Consider the following 14654-nt stretch of genomic DNA (forward strand, 5'->3'; position numbering starts at 1 on the left):
GCGCCATGATGTTGCAAAGCGTCCAGCGCCCGCCTGTCGTGCTTTTTCCATATGTCGGCGGGGATGATATCGGCGGCAGTCACATCTCGTCTTTCAAGCTGATCAAAGCGTTGAAAGACCGCGGAACGGCCCAACCGGTTGTCGGCGTGCACCGTATGGAGGGTGACTTTCTGCCATTCATGGCCGATTTTGATGTCACGCCGGTCGATCTGTCAGGCATGCCGATCCTAAGCGCTTCTGGCGATAGTGGCACGCGCACGAAGATAGGGGCGCTGCGCTGGTTATCGCGCTCGGTCCCGCGAATGCGCGAGTTTCTTCGAAAGCATCAGATCGACGTGGTGCATACCAATGACGGGCGGATGCATGCGTCTTGGGCCATGCCGACGGCCTTGAGCAAGGCGCGGATGCTGTGGCATCACCGCAGCGATCCGCAGGCGCGGGGGGTCAATCTGTTGGCGCCGGTTTTTGCGGATCACCTGGTGACTGTCTCGCGCTTTGCAGCCCCCGCAAAACCGATCCGCCCGATTGATCATAAATGGACGGTGGTGCACTCCCCCTTCGATCCGGTGCTGCTCCCTGATCGCGATGCGGCCAAGCGTGATTTGCTGGCGACACTCGGCGCACCCGAAGGCACCCATGTTTTAGGCTATTTTGGCGGGCTGATTCCGCGCAAGCGCCCGGTGCATTTCGTGGATGCGGTCGCTGATTTCATCGACGCCCATCCTGAGATGCCAACGGTTGGTGTTCTGTTCGGTACTGTGCCGTCGCGTGGCCCCGCGCTGGATGATGCCGCCCGCGCCCGCGCTGTGGAGCGGGGCATCGCGGATCGCATCCACCTGATGGGATTTCGCAGCCCGGTTGAGCCGTTCATGGCGGGCACGGATATCCTTTTGGTCTCGGCCCATGATGAGCCGTTCGGGCGCACATTGATCGAGGCGATGCATCTGGGAACGATTGTCATTGCCACCGATCATGGCGGCAATCCCGAGGCGATCCGTCACGGGAAGACGGGGTTTCTGGTCGATCCAGACGATCCAAGCGCGTTCATCGACCCGATCCATAAGGTGCTGACCGATGCGTCGCTGCGCGCGGAACTGCGGGCGCATGCGAAGGACCATGCGATGACGCATCTGACGCTCGACACCCATGTCGATCAGATCGAGGCGGTCTATGCGAAACTTTTGGCAAAGGCCCCTGTCACATGAACTCTCAAGACATTGATTTCGTCATCATCGGTGCTGCGAAATGCGCCACGACCTGGCTTCAGCGGCAGCTGCAATCGGACCCGGACGTCTATATGCCGGACCCTGAGCTGCATTTCTTCGCGCGCGAGTTTGACCGGGGTCTGGACTGGTATCTGTCGCAGTTTACGCCACCTAATCCGGGTCTGCTGATCGGAGAGAAATCAAATTCATATCTCGATGTGCCGGAAGCGGCTGCACGGCTTCATGCGCATCTGCCGCAGGTGCGGTTGATCGCACAACTGCGCAACCCGGTTGATCGGGCCTATTCCGATTACTGCATGCTCTACCGGCGCGGGGATGTCAGCGGCGATATCGGGCAGTATCTGGATCCCGACAAGGCGTCTGACAGCCGGTTCCTGATCGGCGGCGATTATGCGGCCCAGCTTGCGCGTTATGTCAGGCTCTTCGGCTGGGAGCGTCTTCTTGTGCTTGATTTCGAAGGGGTCGCGCGCGATCCCGAAACCCAGATCGCCAGGACCCGTGCGCATCTGGGTCTGGCGACAGATCATGTGCAGATCGCCGAGACGGGCAAGGTCAAGGACAAGTCGGACGTGCGGGTGCCGCCGCACTGGCGCAAGCGGCTGGGTCGGCTCAAGCCCGCCGTCGCCCCGTTTCGCGGCACGCGCGGGTTTGCGGCCCTGCGCGGTCTGGTGGCGAAACCGTCCAGCTATCCCGCCTTGCCGTCCGAGCTGCGCGCGAAGCTGCAAAGCCATTATGCGCCAAGCGTTCGCGCGCTTGAGGACCTTACCGGCCAGTCATTTGCGGGCTGGATCGACCATCGCTAGGATCTGACCCGCCTTGCCGGTATGCGGTTTGAACGTGATCCGCTGATTGGCCAGAACCACGTCCGGCGTTTTCAGCGCTTTTTCCTTGCGCGCTTGAGCTTGATCGCATGGCAGATCATCGCGATAGCCGGGGACCAACTGGCTGAGAAGTTGCAGGATCGCGTTTGCATCGCCGTGATTGGCCTTGTCTGAAAGCTGCAGGATCGCGGTGCGTAGCTCGTTCAGCGGCACACCGGTGGGGCGGGCGGCTTGCACACCGTCCATGCCGCAGGCCATCGGCGTCTCGTTGATGTCGAACAGTTCCTCGAACAGCTTCTCCCCCGGGCGGATGCCGACGATATCAATGTCGATATCGATACCTTTTTTCAGCCCGGCCAGCCGGATCATACGCTCGGCCAGATCGATGATGCGGATCGGCTCGCCCATATCGAGCACGAAGATCTGACCCACATCCGAGTTGTCGGCCAACCCGTTGGCAGAGGCCAGAAGTGTCAGCTCGACCGCCTCGCGGATCGTCATGAAGAACCGCTCCATCCGCGGGTCGGTGATCGTCAGCGGACCGCCTTGGGCGATCTGGCGTTGAAAGAGCGGGATCAAAGAGCCGGATGAGCCCAGAACATTGCCAAAGCGCACGGTCATGAAGCGGGTTCTGACCCCTTCGCGGCAGGCGCGGCGATCCAGCGCCTGACAATAGAACTCGGCAACGCGTTTGGTCGCGCCCATCACATTCGTGGTGTTCACCGCCTTGTCGGTCGAGACCTGAACAAAGGCGAGCGCATTATAATCATAGGCCGCATCGGCGATGTTGCGCGTGCCGACCACATTGGTCAGCGTGCCTTCGCATGGGTTCAGCTCGACCATGGGGACATGCTTGAGAGCGGCTGCATGAAACACCAACTCAGGCCCATGCCGTCCGAAGATTTCGCGCACCCGGCCACGGTCGCGGATGTTGCTGAGATAGATCGTGCGCGGCACATCCGGAAAATGTTGCTGCAGGTCCATATCAATGGCGTAGAGATTGTATTCGCTGCTTTCCATCAGGATGATTTCCAGCGGTTCCAGCGATGCGATCTGGCGTACCAATTCGCTGCCGATTGATCCGCCAGCCCCTGTCACCAGCACCTTGCGACCTGTCACCATGCGGCGCAGACGAGATTCGTCGATCACCTTTTGCGGGCGGTCCAGCAGGTTGGTCAGGTTGATGTCAGCCCCTGGCTCAAGACCTGTCGCGCTGTCAGACATTCCTTTAAGCTCGCATAGGCCGGGCAGGCGGGACATGCCAATGCCGTTTATCTCGGCCCAGCGGTGCAGCACGCCGACCGCGTTTAGATCGTAATGCGTCGTCGGCTCGGTCAGGATGATCTGGCGCGGCATGCGGTCTTCGGCGACCATCCGGTCCAGCGCATCCTCGACCTCAAGGATTGAGCCCAAAATCGGCACGTTGTGAAAGAACAGTCCACGGGTTTCGCCCGCGTCGTCCAGAATGCCCATGGGGCGGTAAACCGGATCGGGGTCGCGCTGATTGGCGCGCAAGAACAGATCACATGAGGTGCCTGTGCCGACCATCAGCACATCGACGGCCTTGAGTTCACGCGGAGCGCCCCGGAAGCGCAGATCGGCGCGTCGGGCATAGATGCGCACTGCGCCATGCATTGGAACCGCCAGCAGGAACTGGATGATGAATGCTGTGCGCGGCACGCCGTCCAGGGATCGCAGAATGCTCCAACTGAGCACGACAACGCCAACCATGAGCGCCGAGGCCCACGCGATATGCACTGCGTCGCGCAGCGAGGTGGTCATGACGTGCTGCCGGTATAGGCCAAACACCGGGTAGACCACGGCCCCCGCCAGCACGGATAGCGGCACCAGAAGCTGCAAAGGCGCGAAGCGGCTTAGATCGTTATAGATGCCCAGACGCAGCACATAGGCCAGACTGATCGCCAGCGCGCAGACGATCAGATCAAGGACGAAAACGCGCCGGTTCGCGCGAAGGCCCCGCAATCGCCGCCGCGCTTTTTGTATAAGCCAGCCTTTGATGTCGATCTCTGCGGCCTCTGTAATTGCAGAGCGCAGGGACGAAACAGACTTTGACTCCAAATTTACCATTCTCAAAGAACCTCAAATAAACAGGCCGGAGAGGGCACGGCGAAAATTGCCGTAGGATCGGGTCAGCGCAGCACGCAATTGATGTGCCTCACCACATGTCAACTAATCCGCCTGGAGCGGTTGTGTCTTAGAATTAACCCCGACCTCCTCGCCAAAAACCGGCGTTGGAAAGCCCCTTAAATGTGCGGGAAGGTGCGCGGCGTTGGAATGAGCCAAACACACTACGATCGGCGATTTTCACCGCAAAACGCACTAGTGTGGGTCGACTATCGCGTCTGTAGAACGGCAAAATATGTTTCTAAAACAAATACCTATCCCGACTTTGATCTTTCGGAAAACGGATTGTTTCCAAATCAGGGATATTCAGATTGCGTGAAAAAATGGCGTCCAGCGTGAATTGTGACTGCCGTCAGCCGACCGCTTAAATATGCGCCGGTATCCAGCGCAATCCGCCCCTCTTCTGCATAGGGTTTAGGCACGATGGTATGCCCGTGCACAACCCAATGCCCATCCTTGCGCGGGTTAGAGCGAAATTTCGGGTGGCCCCAGATCAAAGTGTCCGCGGATTGCTCGGTGAGAGGTGCCTCCGGATCGGCTGCGGCATGCACGACGGCGACATTTCCGCTGAGCCAGAACCCCGCGAGATCGCGCAGCCAGGCGATTCGCGTCGCCCCCATCTTTGCATGTAGCGCGCTGGCGATCTGGTTGGGCTCGTCTTCGGCGTCGATCCCGTAGCTGGCCAGCGTCGCACCGCCACCATGTTGCAGCCAACGCCGCCCGGCCGGGCTTTCCGGCGCCTCCAGAAAATCGAGGCACATTTGTTCGTGGTTGCCTTTGAGACAAACGACAGGCCGCGTCGCCGAAAGCTGATCTAGATAGGACAGCACCTGCGCACTTTCAGGGCCGCGGTCTATATAATCGCCGACAAAGATCAGTGGCTCTGATGGATCAAGCATGCCGACCAGCCGATCCAGAAGCTCTGCGCAGCCATGCACGTCTCCGATCACGGAAAACGGCGCATCCGGGGCAAGAGGCGCAGAGAAGGGAGCCGCATCAGCGGTCTTTCCAAACAGGCGGGAGAGGGCACCAAACATGGCAGTAATTGCGCCAGTGCCGTCGCACAGATGCAAGCGAAAACACACATTTCGGGGGGTTTCGCAGGGCGGAGTGCAATGATATAACATACGTCTCTCGACAGGAGCGCCCATGTCTGCCATCGGATTTCACCCCCACAACCACGACAGTTGCATCCAGACCGGTGTTTCGGCCGCTGCTGAGACATGTGCAGCGGAAGGCTTGCAGCTGACGGATGTGCGCCGCCGCGTGTTGGAGATTTTGCTGGAAAAGCACCGCGCCTTGGGCGCTTACGATATTCTTGAAATGCTGCGCGCCGAAGGCATGGGGTCGCAGCCACCCGTCGCGTACCGCGCGCTGGCTTTTCTGACAAAGCACGGGTTTGCCCATAAGATCGAGCGGCTCAACAAGTTCGTAGCCTGCTCGGATATTGGGGGCAATCACACACCGGCTTTTCTGATCTGCACCGGCTGCGATCAGGTGGCAGAGGCCCATTTGGAAGCCTCCGCCGGTCGGCTGTCTAAGGCGGCGGATGCAGTGGGGTTCACCATTGAGCGCGCGGTTCTGGAGGCAGAGGGGCTGTGCCAGTCCTGCCGTGAGGCGGCGGCCTGATGAGCTTGATCTCGTTGGAGCATCTGAGCGTCCGCTTGGGCGGCAACACGGTCTTGCAGGACGTTAACTTCACGATGGAACCGGGCGAGATCGTGACGATTGTCGGCCCGAACGGATCGGGTAAATCGACCATGTTGCGTAGCATCATTGGCGCGCTGACCCCCGATCATGGTCGGGTCAAACTACAGGACGGGCTGCGGATTGGGTATGTGCCGCAAAGCCTTGCGATTGATTCCACGCTGCCAATGCCGGTGCATCGCTTCATGGCGCTGCCGATCCGTGTGCCGCGCGCAAAAATCGTAGACGCGCTTGAGGCGGCGGGCGTCGCGGGGTTGGCGGATCGTGCGATGACGGACCTGTCGGGTGGGCAGTTTCAGCGGGTGCTCTTGGCGCGCGCGCTGCTGGGCGATCCGCATTTGCTGATTTTAGACGAGGCAACGCAGGGCTTGGACCAGCCCGGATCGGCAGCGTTCTACCGCCAGATCGAGGATGTCCGCGCGCGGCTTGGCTGCGGGATCCTGATGGTCAGCCACGAGCTGCATGTGGTGATGAGCGCTTCGGACCGGGTGATCTGCCTGAACGGTCATGTGTGTTGCGAAGGCCGGCCAGAGATCGTGGCAGAGGCGCCAGCTTATCGGGCGCTCTTCGGGTCTGGCACCCAAGGCGCGCTGGCGCTCTATCGGCACGAGCATACGCATACCCACGATGACGATCACGATCATGACCATGTGCATGACCACAAACATGACCGTGAGCATAGCCACTGATGCTGGACGATTTCCTGACCCGGGCCGCCCTTGCGGGGGTGGGCGTGGCGATTGCGACGGCCCCGCTGGGCTGTTTCGTCGTCTGGCGGCGCATGGCGTATTTTGGCGATGCGACGGCCCATGCGGCGATCCTTGGGGTGGCGCTGTCTTTGACGCTGTCGACCTCCATCTTCGGAGGCGTTCTGGTCGTGGCCTTGCTAATGGCGTTGGCCGTCTCAAGCCTGTCAGGTAAAGGCTATGCGGTGGACACGTTGCTGGGGGTGCTGGCGCATTCCGCGCTGGCGTTCGGCCTTGTGGCCGTGTCGTTCCTGCAAGGAGTGCGCATCGACTTGATGGCCTATCTGTTCGGTGACGTGTTGGCCGTCACCCGCACCGATCTGGCGGTGATCTGGGGCGGCGCCGGGTTGGTTCTGGCGCTGACTGCATGGCGCTGGTCGGCGCTGCTGACGGCGACGCTGAACCCCGATCTGGCCTATGCCAGCAACATCGACCCCAAGCGGGAACAGTTGATCCTGACGGTGGCTTTGGCGCTGGTTGTGGCGGTTGCGATCAAGGTCGTGGGCGCATTGCTGATCGGGGCTTTGCTGGTGATCCCGGCCGCCACCGCGCGCCCCTTTGCACGCACGCCCGAAGCGATGGCGGTGATGGCCGCGGCTTTGGGCGCGGGCGCGGCTTTGGGAGGGTTATGGGCGGCATTTCATTTCGATACACCAACCGGGCCGACGATGGTCTGTGTGGCGGCGGTGCTGTTCGCCGCCTCGAACGCTGTTGCGCTACTGCGCCGCGCGGTCTGAGCCGATATCGGCGCGCGCGACAGAGACGGTTTTCACCACCGCATAGCAGGTCGCGCCCTCGGTCAATTCCAGCGCTTGGGCAGAGCGGCGGGTGACGCGGGCGAGCACTTGATCGTCGCCCGATGCCATTTGCACCAATACGCCCGGACCGTCGCCTTTCAACAGCGATGTTATGGTTCCGGGCAGAATGTTGAGCGCGGACAGTCCTTCGGGCCGGGTGCGCGAGAGGATAACGTCCTGGGCTTGAATGCGCACGCGCAGGGTCGCGCCGATCTGCGCCTCGACCCGTGGCAGAAAGAGCCGCCCGGCAGAGGTTTCAAGCTCGCTCAGCCCATCGTCATGATGGTGCAGAACGCGGGCCTGAATGACGGCGCCTGCATCGCGTACACCCAGTTGCGACACGGCTGTTGGGTCAGACAAAACGTCAGTCGCGGGGCCGGTGCGCACGACTTTGCCGTCCTCCAGAACGATGACGGTGGTGGCGAGACGTGCGACCTCGGCCACGGAATGACTGACATAGAGGATCGGGATTTCCGCCTCGCTCCGCAGGCGTTCCAGATAGGGCAGAATCTCGGCCTTGCGGGGGGCATCGAGGGCGGCGAGCGGTTCATCCAAAAGCAGCACATCGGGGCGGGCCAACAAGGCGCGGCCCATGGCGACGCGCTGGATTTCGCCGCCCGAAAGCGCCAGCGGGGCGCGGTCCAGCAGATGGTCAATGCCCAGCAGATCAGTGATCCGCGCGGTATCTTTGGCCGAGGGCGCGCCGCCCCACCAACGACCATATGCGAGGTTCTTGGCGACGCTCATATGCGGGAAGAGGCGGGCGTCCTGAAAGACATAGCCGACCCTGCGTTGGGGTGTTGGGACGTACAGTTTTTGCGCGGTTTCCAGCAAAGTGCGCCCGTTCACCGTGACTGTGCCTGCGTCAGGTTTCAGCAGGCCCGCCACGGCATTCACCACCGTCGTCTTTCCGGACCCGGATTTACCGAAAAGCGCGGTCACGCCTTCTGGCGCGTCAAACGCCGCGTCCAGCGTGAAGCCGGGGAAGGCGTGGCGGAGGCTGACCGACAGGCTCATGCGCGGCCCGCCTTGTGGCCGACGCGCCGCGCGAGCCATTCGGAGACCAGAAGCGCGCCCATGGCGAGGATCACGGACAGGATGACAAGGCGGATCACGGCGCCCTCGCCGCCGGGCACTTGCAAGGCAGCGTAGATCGCGGAAGGCAGCGTTTGCGTCTCGCCGGGGATGTTGGAGACGAAGGTGATGGTTGCGCCAAACTCGCCCATGGCTTTTGCAAAAGCGAGGATTGCGCCAGCGATAATGCCGGGCAGTGTGAGCGGCAGGGTGATGGTCAGAAACACCATAACGCGGGATGCGCCCAGCGTGGCGGCGGCGTCTTCGATGCGCGGGTCCACGGCCTCAATCGCAAGGCGGATGGCGCGGACCATCAGGGGGAAGGCCATTATAGCAGCGGCAAGGGCGGCTCCCGTCCAGCGGAAGGCGAGGACGAGGCCGAAGGTTTCCTCCAGCCACGCGCCGACGGGGGCGCGGCGTCCGAAGGTTAGCAGTAGCAAATAGCCTGTGACGACGGGCGGCAGGATCAGCGGCAGATGCACGATGCCGTTAAGGAGCTGCTTGCCGGGGAAGTTGCCGCGCGCCAGAACGAGGGCGGTCAGGATGCCAAAGGGCAGGCTGAGCGCGGTGGCCCAGAGCGACACTTTGAGCGATAGCGTCACGACTTCCCATTCAAGCGGGGTCATGGAAGGACCTCGAAGCCGTGGCGTTCGAAGATCGCGCGCGATGCGGTGAGATGGTCCAGAAAGGCGTGTGTGACGGGGCGGTCGGTCAGGGCGGCGACGGGGTAGCGGATCGGCGGATGGCTCTCCGGGTCGAACGTCGCGACAGTTGTAACGCGCGGATCTGCTTGGGCGTCGGTTGCGTAAACGATACCCAAGTGTGCTTCGCCCAAGGCTACCAGCGCGAGGGCTGCACGGACGTTGTCGGTTTGCGCGACTTTCGGGGCGAGGGTGGTCCAGAGGCCGAGATGTTCAAGGGCGGCTTTGCCGTATTGCCCCGCAGGCACAGCCTCAAACAGCGCCATGGCGAGGGGCCCGTCAACAAGGCGCGCGGTCAGCGCATCGGCGGTCAGGGGGACGGGGTCGGAGGGTGCGGGTGCGATCAGGACAAGGCGGTTTCCCAGCAGTTCGCGGCGGGTGCCCGGAACGGTCTCGCCCTTGACAGCATCCATCCAGTCGGGGTTGGCCGACAGGAAAATGTCAGCCGGTGCACCGGATAGGATTTGCCGTGCCAGCGCCGCGCTGCCGGCGACGGAAAGCGTGACCTCGTGGCCCGTCTCGGTCTCGAACTCAGCGGCTATTTCACCCAGAACGGAGGTCAGACTGGAGGCGGCGAAGACGGTCACGCGCTCGGCCCATGCGGCAGAAGCGCAGAGCCAGAGAAGGGCCATCGAGAAGAGGGTGGAGCGCATGGGAGCCAGACCGTTAGGTTCGACGGGAAATATCGCTTTTCATGCAGACCCGCGCAAGGTTTATCTGCGGGCGAGCAATGCCGAGAGCGCGCGGATGTCCGGCTCTGCCGCCGTCTCCACCCGTGCCATCATCGCGCGGTAAAGGGTCAAAACCTCGCGGCCTGTCTCGCTTAGATGCGCGCCGCCGCCTTCGGGACCGCCGCGCGCGCTGATGACCAAGGGCGCGCGATAGGCGCTATTCATCTCATCCACGAGGGTCCAGGCGCGTTTGTAGCTCATCTTCATGGCGCGCCCTGCCGCCGAGATGGACCCGGTCTCATCAATCAGCTCCAGCAGATCGGCCTTGCCCGGCCCCAGCATCGTGGGGCCGAAATGCACGCGCAGGCGCAAGCGGGGAGAGGGTGTGTTGCTCATCGCTCTACCGTCCGGCGGGCCGCGGCGATTTGCAAGCCTCAGTTCTCGTCGCCTGTGACCGGGGCGAGGGAAGTGTCGGGTTCCGGCTCTGCTGAGGGCGGGGTGATCTGGTCATCCTGCGCGGAGGTCGGGGGTGCGGCAGGCGGATCGGGACGGATCGCAGATAGCGCTTCGGTCAGCCCGTCGAGTGAGAACGGGACCTGAAAATCGCCGCGCCCGGGCACTGTGACCGTCACGGTTGCCTGCGTGCTGTCGCGAAACATGCGGCCCAGATTTTCACCCACGGTGCCTTCGACAAGACAGCCTTGCTGCGTGCAGCGCGAGATCGGGATTGTCGTCGTGAACTCGGCCCCCATCGCAAAGCGCGCGCCAGCGGAAAGATCAACGCCAAGGGGGAACGCCATCTGAATCTCTAGCTGTGTGGGCGTCGTATAGGCAAAGGTGGTAACCAGCGCGACGGCGGTGCCGTTGTTCATCGTCACGCGCTGAAAGGCCTGACAATCGTTCGCCGCGCGCTGTGTCTGGAAACATTGCACCAGCCAATCGCCGATCGGTGTTTCCGAGATCGGCTCGGGGAAGCTCATCTCTTGCGCAGCGGCCCATTGCGGAGCGGCTATCAGAACGCATGCCGCGAAGAGGGGACTAGCCCTGCGCATCGGTATCGGTCTCGGATTGCGGGCGGTACACAACGCCTCTGTTGCGGTAGGATTCGATATGATGTCGACCGTCGCTGCGGTTCTTGAAATCCCAGATCCCGCGCGCAGCGCCATCGACGATCAGCGAATAGACGGCAAGTTCCATCGCTTGCCGCACGGCAATGCCCACCGGTTCGTTCACCGAGGTGCCTGCGTCGATCTCAAGCAACTCATCGACGCCGACGAAGCGGAAGACGCCCGTATCGACCAGCGTGGAATAGACCGTCTTTTCTGTCGTGACCGAACTGAGCACTTCGCCTGAGCTGACCGAAACTGTCCTAAGTGCCACCGTCACGATGTCCTGCCGGTATTTGGTGGACATGCCGATGCCCAGATAGCGCGCGCCGATGCCGCCGGTTTTGACGTTGCTGTCGTAGTTGACGATGCCGCCTTCCAGAATAATGCCCGCAAAGCGCAGCGGTGGCAGAACGGACCGGGTCGTTCCGCGATAGGTCTGGTTGGACTGGTCGATCAATTGGCGCTCGGTCAGCAGATTTTGCAGACCCGCGCGTTCCACCACGTTAAACCACCGCCCGCCCGACACGTCCTTGAGCACGTCAATCAGGATCGCTTCGCCGCCTTGGGTCACGGCTTTGGAAAAGCTGGAGAAGTTGTCTTCGGGCTTTTGTTGCCCGGTCTGGTCATCATAGGCGTAGACCGCGATGTCAATCTGCTTGCGCGGCGGTGGCAACAGCGCAAGCGAGCCGCCAATGCGTGTCGTCTGCGTTTCGGTCGGTTGATCGAACCCGTTGACGATATTGATCCCGTCGGGATCGCAGCCGGACACGACCATGGCCGCGCAGACCGCAAGATATGCTGGTTTGAGTCTCATCAATTCTGTCCCTTCTGGTCCCAACTTCTTTCTTCCGAGAAGATCGGGAAGCGGCCCCCACCGCAGTTTGTTTCGGTCCTTATGGGTTGGTGGCAGCTAAGGGTGTGGTTGTCGGTGCGGGCTGAGTGGCCCCACCGAGGTCGATGGAAATGTCGGGAAAGTCGATGTTGGGCACACCGCCGCCGCCCCCACCACTGCCTTGGTCCGGCAAGTGCTGGTTCTGGATTTGGGCGGTTCCGAGAAGGTAGTCGAAATTGTTGGGATTGCCCCCGAAGGCGGGGTTGATCGGCCTGTAGATCAGGTCTCCGGCAAAAGCCGTCCCTGCGAAAAGGCTGGAGATAAGAACAATATGGGTCAAACGAAACATGTGCGAACCTCTTTGCGATCAATCAACGCGAATGACAGTGCCCCGCGGGGCGTTCTTGATGACGATGCCACCATTGGTGTTGCGGCCGCCCTGTCCGAAAAGGACAGTCGTGCCGGTTGAATTCTGCAGCCCAATCCGCGCGTGGTGGTTCGAGCCGACCTGCGCTGTGGCGGCGGTATTGTCGCTGCCGCCCACGATGGCCACGATCGAGCTGTTGTCGTCGCCAACCTGAACCTGCGCGATTTTCGAACGCGGGCTGTCGATAATGGCCGCAATCGAGCTGTTGCGATCCCCGACCTGCAGCGCCCCGGCGAATGCGTTTGCACTGCCTGTGACACTGGTCCGGGCGCTGTTGTTCTGACCGTTTTGCAAAATCAGCGTCGAGGAGCCGGGCGAGTGTGTTTGCTGCCGCTCCATCATCATCGGAGCGACGGCGCCTTGGGTCGTCGCAATGGTCTGCTCAAGTGTGACATTATCGACACGAAAATCGATGGATTGGGCGGTCGCACCACCCGGAGCGGCCAAAATCGTGACCGCCAGAATGCTTAAACAGGGTCGGAACAATGTCCGCATCTTAAATATCCTTGCCGTTCGGAGTGCTTGCCCTGCATTGGGTGCGCTCCTGCTGCGCTTCAATCGTCAACTGCGCCGTCAAAACTGTCTCAGCCGTCATCCGATGAACGGATCTGGCCAATAAAACAGGCGTATTCGCCTCTTTAATGACGACGGGCCCGGCTTGCATCGAGGTTGAAGAATTGGACCCCGATATTGTTGTGGCCCCTAAAACATAGGACCCTTCCGCCGGACTGTCGGAACTTACAACGGCCTCCAAAGTAACATATTCGCCTTCTGTCGCGAACCGTATCTCACAACTCAACGCAGAGACCTGTGCAGCGACGCAACACAGACCAAGGGCAAAAAGAAGGGGTTTGACCGTCATCAGGGCCTCGATTTTTCAGAAAAGGGCCAAAGGCGCGCGGGTCGCCTTTGGCCGGTTTTCAGGCCCCAAAGCCGTGTGGCCCCGAGGCAAAAGGCAAGGCCAGACTACCGGCTGTTCTGGTAGTTGATCGCCTCGTTGCCGTTGCCGGTCTGCAGAATGGCCGACCGGTTGTCATTGCCAAGCTGCAAGCTGGCCGCCGCGTTGTTTGACGAGCCCAGAGAGCCGATGGCCGATCCGGAAATGGCCGCCCCTGCGGGCAGGCCACCGCTTTTGGTGGTGCCATTGATTGCGGTCAGCGATTCAAAAATACCGCCACCTTGCGAGATGAACGACGCGTTGCCGTTGCCTTCTTGCAGGGTTGCCGCAGTGTTGTTGTCGCCATCCTGGAACGTCACGGTCGAGTTGTTGTTGCCGATCTGGGCATGCGCCAGAAGGTTGTCGACACCACCGACCTGAAGGCCGAAGGACGTGTTGCCGTCACCAAGGATCGCGCTCACACCGCCATTATCAATACCCTGCTGGATATGGGCTGCGTCGTTGTCGTCACCGACTTGGCTGATGGCAGCTTCGTTCTGCTCACCGTCCTGGCTGATCAGCGCGTCATTGTCGTCGCCGATCTGCAGGGTGGCGGATTCGTTGAACGTGCCTTCCTGCATGTTGATGGCCATGTTGCCATTGCCGACCTGAAATTGTGCGTTGCTGTTGAACGCGCCGCCACTGGTCACACCCGAACCGCCGGCATTATTAAAGCCCATCTCGTTGCCGAAAGTGCGCACGATCACGCCATTTCCGACCTCGGCTTCCGACGTGCGGTTGAAGAGCCCGCCAAAGCTGGTCGAGCCATTCGTCACGCTTGCACTTGCCGACTCGTCGGCGATTGCGACCTGCGCGCTGTCATCGGTGTCGATCGCGGTCGATCCGCTTCCTGCCGTCGCCGTTTGGGCGAAAGCTGTTCCTGCCGTGGCGAAAAATGCCACTGTTGTGCCAAGAAGAACTTTTTTCATAACGTACTCCATCCATCCTTTATCATGTGTCTGCGCTCTATTGCGCTTGGACAGGGGGGAGCCTGCTGGAAAGAAAGGTGCTTAAATACTGGGAGGACACACTAGATCGGCGTGAAATCTGGCGCCAAAAGCACTAGTGCCGGTTCACTATTCAGCGTCTTTCCGCCACCAAATCTGTTGCATGAGGCATAAAATTGCCAATGATAGCAGAGAGATAGAACAACCCGCCTGGAGGGTCCCGCTTATGCCCACGTTTCCGACCCGTTTTTCGCAAGGGGCCGCAATTTTAGGCGCTCTTCTTGGTTTGAGCGTGTTTCTGTCACCGCTGCCAGCCTTGGCAGACGGGCCGGTATCGGTTCCGCAGCTCAACACCGCAGGCGCGAGCGTTTTTGTCCCGCAGATCACACAGCGCCCGGCGCGTGTGCAGCGCAGCGTCCCGCAGCGGACCGCACAGATCCGCCGTACTGCACAACAACCGGCAAGTTCGACGGCGGTTTCGCAGACCCGTATCGTGGATTTTGGAGAGAGCACG

General features: G+C 61.2%; 17 protein-coding genes. 5 read left to right on the forward strand and 12 right to left on the reverse strand.

Features of this window, described 5'->3' with window-relative positions:
- The first annotated feature begins 5 nt into the window (after positions 1–5).
- Together KUW67_RS15015 and KUW67_RS15020 are read left to right on the forward strand one after the other, a co-directional pair.
- Positions 6–1205: a glycosyltransferase family 4 protein gene (locus tag KUW67_RS15015; protein ID WP_224826146.1), complete on the forward strand. Its 1200-nt coding sequence runs from the start codon at positions 6–8 to the stop codon at positions 1203–1205.
- On the forward strand, positions 1202–2029 hold the full coding sequence (locus KUW67_RS15020) for a sulfotransferase (protein ID WP_224826147.1): 828 nt from the start codon (positions 1202–1204) through the stop codon (positions 2027–2029). The genes KUW67_RS15015 and KUW67_RS15020 overlap by 4 nt, the downstream gene beginning before the upstream one ends.
- Here KUW67_RS15020 and KUW67_RS15025 read toward each other — a convergent pair.
- Together KUW67_RS15025 and KUW67_RS15030 are read right to left on the reverse strand one after the other, a co-directional pair.
- The gene (locus KUW67_RS15025; RefSeq protein WP_224826148.1) at positions 2000–4135 is read right to left on the reverse strand and encodes a nucleoside-diphosphate sugar epimerase/dehydratase; all 2136 of its coding nucleotides are present in this window, start codon (positions 4133–4135) and stop codon (positions 2000–2002) included. The genes KUW67_RS15020 and KUW67_RS15025 overlap by 30 nt on opposite strands.
- A 353-nt stretch (positions 4136–4488) precedes the next feature.
- The gene (locus KUW67_RS15030; RefSeq protein ID WP_224826149.1) at positions 4489–5229 is read right to left on the reverse strand and encodes a metallophosphoesterase family protein; all 741 of its coding nucleotides are present in this window, start codon (positions 5227–5229) and stop codon (positions 4489–4491) included.
- A gap of 112 nt (positions 5230–5341) precedes the next feature.
- On the opposite strand from KUW67_RS15030, the gene KUW67_RS15035 reads away from it, so the two are divergent.
- From KUW67_RS15035 to KUW67_RS15045, 3 genes are read left to right on the forward strand one after another with little or no spacing between them, the layout of a single operon-like run.
- A complete protein-coding gene (locus KUW67_RS15035; protein ID WP_224826150.1) occupies positions 5342–5821 on the forward strand; it encodes a Fur family transcriptional regulator in 480 nt (159 codons plus the stop codon).
- Positions 5821–6588, forward strand: a complete 768-nt coding sequence (locus KUW67_RS15040; protein WP_224826151.1) for a metal ABC transporter ATP-binding protein — start codon at positions 5821–5823, stop codon at positions 6586–6588. The genes KUW67_RS15035 and KUW67_RS15040 overlap by 1 nt, the downstream gene beginning before the upstream one ends.
- Positions 6588–7382: a metal ABC transporter permease gene (locus KUW67_RS15045; protein WP_224826152.1), complete on the forward strand. Its 795-nt coding sequence runs from the start codon at positions 6588–6590 to the stop codon at positions 7380–7382. Before KUW67_RS15040 ends, KUW67_RS15045 begins: the two co-directional genes overlap by 1 nt.
- Here the strand turns inward: KUW67_RS15045 and modC are convergent.
- The 10 genes from modC to KUW67_RS15095 all read right to left on the reverse strand — a co-directional run bounded on the left by modC (position 7362) and on the right by KUW67_RS15095 (position 14122).
- Positions 7362–8459, reverse strand: a complete 1098-nt coding sequence (gene modC, locus KUW67_RS15050) for a molybdenum ABC transporter ATP-binding protein (protein ID WP_224826153.1) — start codon at positions 8457–8459, stop codon at positions 7362–7364. The two genes, KUW67_RS15045 and modC, sit on opposite strands and share 21 nt — an antisense overlap.
- Positions 8456–9142 carry a molybdate ABC transporter permease subunit gene (gene modB, locus KUW67_RS15055; protein ID WP_224826154.1) on the reverse strand — a complete coding sequence of 229 codons (687 nt, stop codon included), beginning with the start codon at positions 9140–9142 and terminating at the stop codon, positions 8456–8458. The genes modC and modB overlap by 4 nt, the downstream gene beginning before the upstream one ends.
- Positions 9139–9870 (reverse strand): molybdate ABC transporter substrate-binding protein, encoded by a 732-nt coding sequence (gene modA, locus KUW67_RS15060; protein WP_224826155.1) that lies wholly within the window; start codon positions 9868–9870, stop codon positions 9139–9141. The genes modB and modA overlap by 4 nt, the downstream gene beginning before the upstream one ends.
- 60 nt (positions 9871–9930) lie before the next feature.
- Positions 9931–10284, reverse strand: coding sequence for a winged helix-turn-helix domain-containing protein (locus KUW67_RS15065; protein WP_224826156.1), 354 nt, complete (start codon positions 10282–10284; stop codon positions 9931–9933).
- Positions 10285–10322: 38 nt separating this feature from the next.
- Complete coding sequence (locus tag KUW67_RS15070) at positions 10323–10868, reverse strand: invasion associated locus B family protein (protein WP_224826157.1); 546 nt, start codon at positions 10866–10868, stop codon at positions 10323–10325.
- Between the two features lie 58 nt (positions 10869–10926).
- A complete protein-coding gene (locus KUW67_RS15075; RefSeq protein WP_224826158.1) occupies positions 10927–11811 on the reverse strand; it encodes a CsgG/HfaB family protein in 885 nt (294 codons plus the stop codon).
- Between the two features lie 79 nt (positions 11812–11890).
- The gene (locus KUW67_RS15080) at positions 11891–12178 is read right to left on the reverse strand and encodes a curli assembly protein CsgF (protein ID WP_224826159.1); all 288 of its coding nucleotides are present in this window, start codon (positions 12176–12178) and stop codon (positions 11891–11893) included.
- 18 nt (positions 12179–12196) lie between these two features.
- Positions 12197–12751, reverse strand: coding sequence for a hypothetical protein (locus KUW67_RS15085; RefSeq protein WP_224826160.1), 555 nt, complete (start codon positions 12749–12751; stop codon positions 12197–12199).
- Between the two features lies 1 nt (position 12752).
- Positions 12753–13118 (reverse strand): curli-like amyloid fiber formation chaperone CsgH, encoded by a 366-nt coding sequence (gene csgH, locus KUW67_RS15090; protein WP_224826161.1) that lies wholly within the window; start codon positions 13116–13118, stop codon positions 12753–12755.
- Between the two features lie 104 nt (positions 13119–13222).
- Positions 13223–14122 (reverse strand): hypothetical protein, encoded by a 900-nt coding sequence (locus KUW67_RS15095; protein WP_224826162.1) that lies wholly within the window; start codon positions 14120–14122, stop codon positions 13223–13225.
- Positions 14123–14654 lie beyond the last annotated feature (532 nt).

It is taken from the genome of Cognatishimia sp. MH4019 (genome assembly GCF_020177595.1).
In the GTDB taxonomy this organism is placed as follows: Bacteria; Pseudomonadota; Alphaproteobacteria; order Rhodobacterales; family Rhodobacteraceae; genus JAHTBL01.

Coding starts and splice junctions, on each gene's coding strand:
- KUW67_RS15015 (WP_224826146.1), top strand. CDS start 6: ATGATGTTGCAAAGCGTCCAGCGCCCGCCTGTCGTGCTTTTTCCATAT.
- KUW67_RS15020 (WP_224826147.1), top strand. CDS start 1,202: ATGAACTCTCAAGACATTGATTTCGTCATCATCGGTGCTGCGAAATGC.
- KUW67_RS15025 (WP_224826148.1), bottom strand. CDS start 4,135: ATGGTAAATTTGGAGTCAAAGTCTGTTTCGTCCCTGCGCTCTGCAATT.
- KUW67_RS15030 (WP_224826149.1), bottom strand. CDS start 5,229: ATGTTTGGTGCCCTCTCCCGCCTGTTTGGAAAGACCGCTGATGCGGCT.
- KUW67_RS15035 (WP_224826150.1), top strand. CDS start 5,342: ATGTCTGCCATCGGATTTCACCCCCACAACCACGACAGTTGCATCCAG.
- KUW67_RS15040 (WP_224826151.1), top strand. CDS start 5,821: ATGAGCTTGATCTCGTTGGAGCATCTGAGCGTCCGCTTGGGCGGCAAC.
- KUW67_RS15045 (WP_224826152.1), top strand. CDS start 6,588: ATGCTGGACGATTTCCTGACCCGGGCCGCCCTTGCGGGGGTGGGCGTG.
- modC (WP_224826153.1), bottom strand. CDS start 8,459: ATGAGCCTGTCGGTCAGCCTCCGCCACGCCTTCCCCGGCTTCACGCTG.
- modB (WP_224826154.1), bottom strand. CDS start 9,142: ATGACCCCGCTTGAATGGGAAGTCGTGACGCTATCGCTCAAAGTGTCG.
- modA (WP_224826155.1), bottom strand. CDS start 9,870: ATGCGCTCCACCCTCTTCTCGATGGCCCTTCTCTGGCTCTGCGCTTCT.
- KUW67_RS15065 (WP_224826156.1), bottom strand. CDS start 10,284: ATGAGCAACACACCCTCTCCCCGCTTGCGCCTGCGCGTGCATTTCGGC.
- KUW67_RS15070 (WP_224826157.1), bottom strand. CDS start 10,868: ATGAGCTTCCCCGAGCCGATCTCGGAAACACCGATCGGCGATTGGCTG.
- KUW67_RS15075 (WP_224826158.1), bottom strand. CDS start 11,811: ATGAGACTCAAACCAGCATATCTTGCGGTCTGCGCGGCCATGGTCGTG.
- KUW67_RS15080 (WP_224826159.1), bottom strand. CDS start 12,178: ATGTTTCGTTTGACCCATATTGTTCTTATCTCCAGCCTTTTCGCAGGG.
- KUW67_RS15085 (WP_224826160.1), bottom strand. CDS start 12,751: ATGCGGACATTGTTCCGACCCTGTTTAAGCATTCTGGCGGTCACGATT.
- csgH (WP_224826161.1), bottom strand. CDS start 13,118: ATGACGGTCAAACCCCTTCTTTTTGCCCTTGGTCTGTGTTGCGTCGCT.
- KUW67_RS15095 (WP_224826162.1), bottom strand. CDS start 14,122: ATGAAAAAAGTTCTTCTTGGCACAACAGTGGCATTTTTCGCCACGGCA.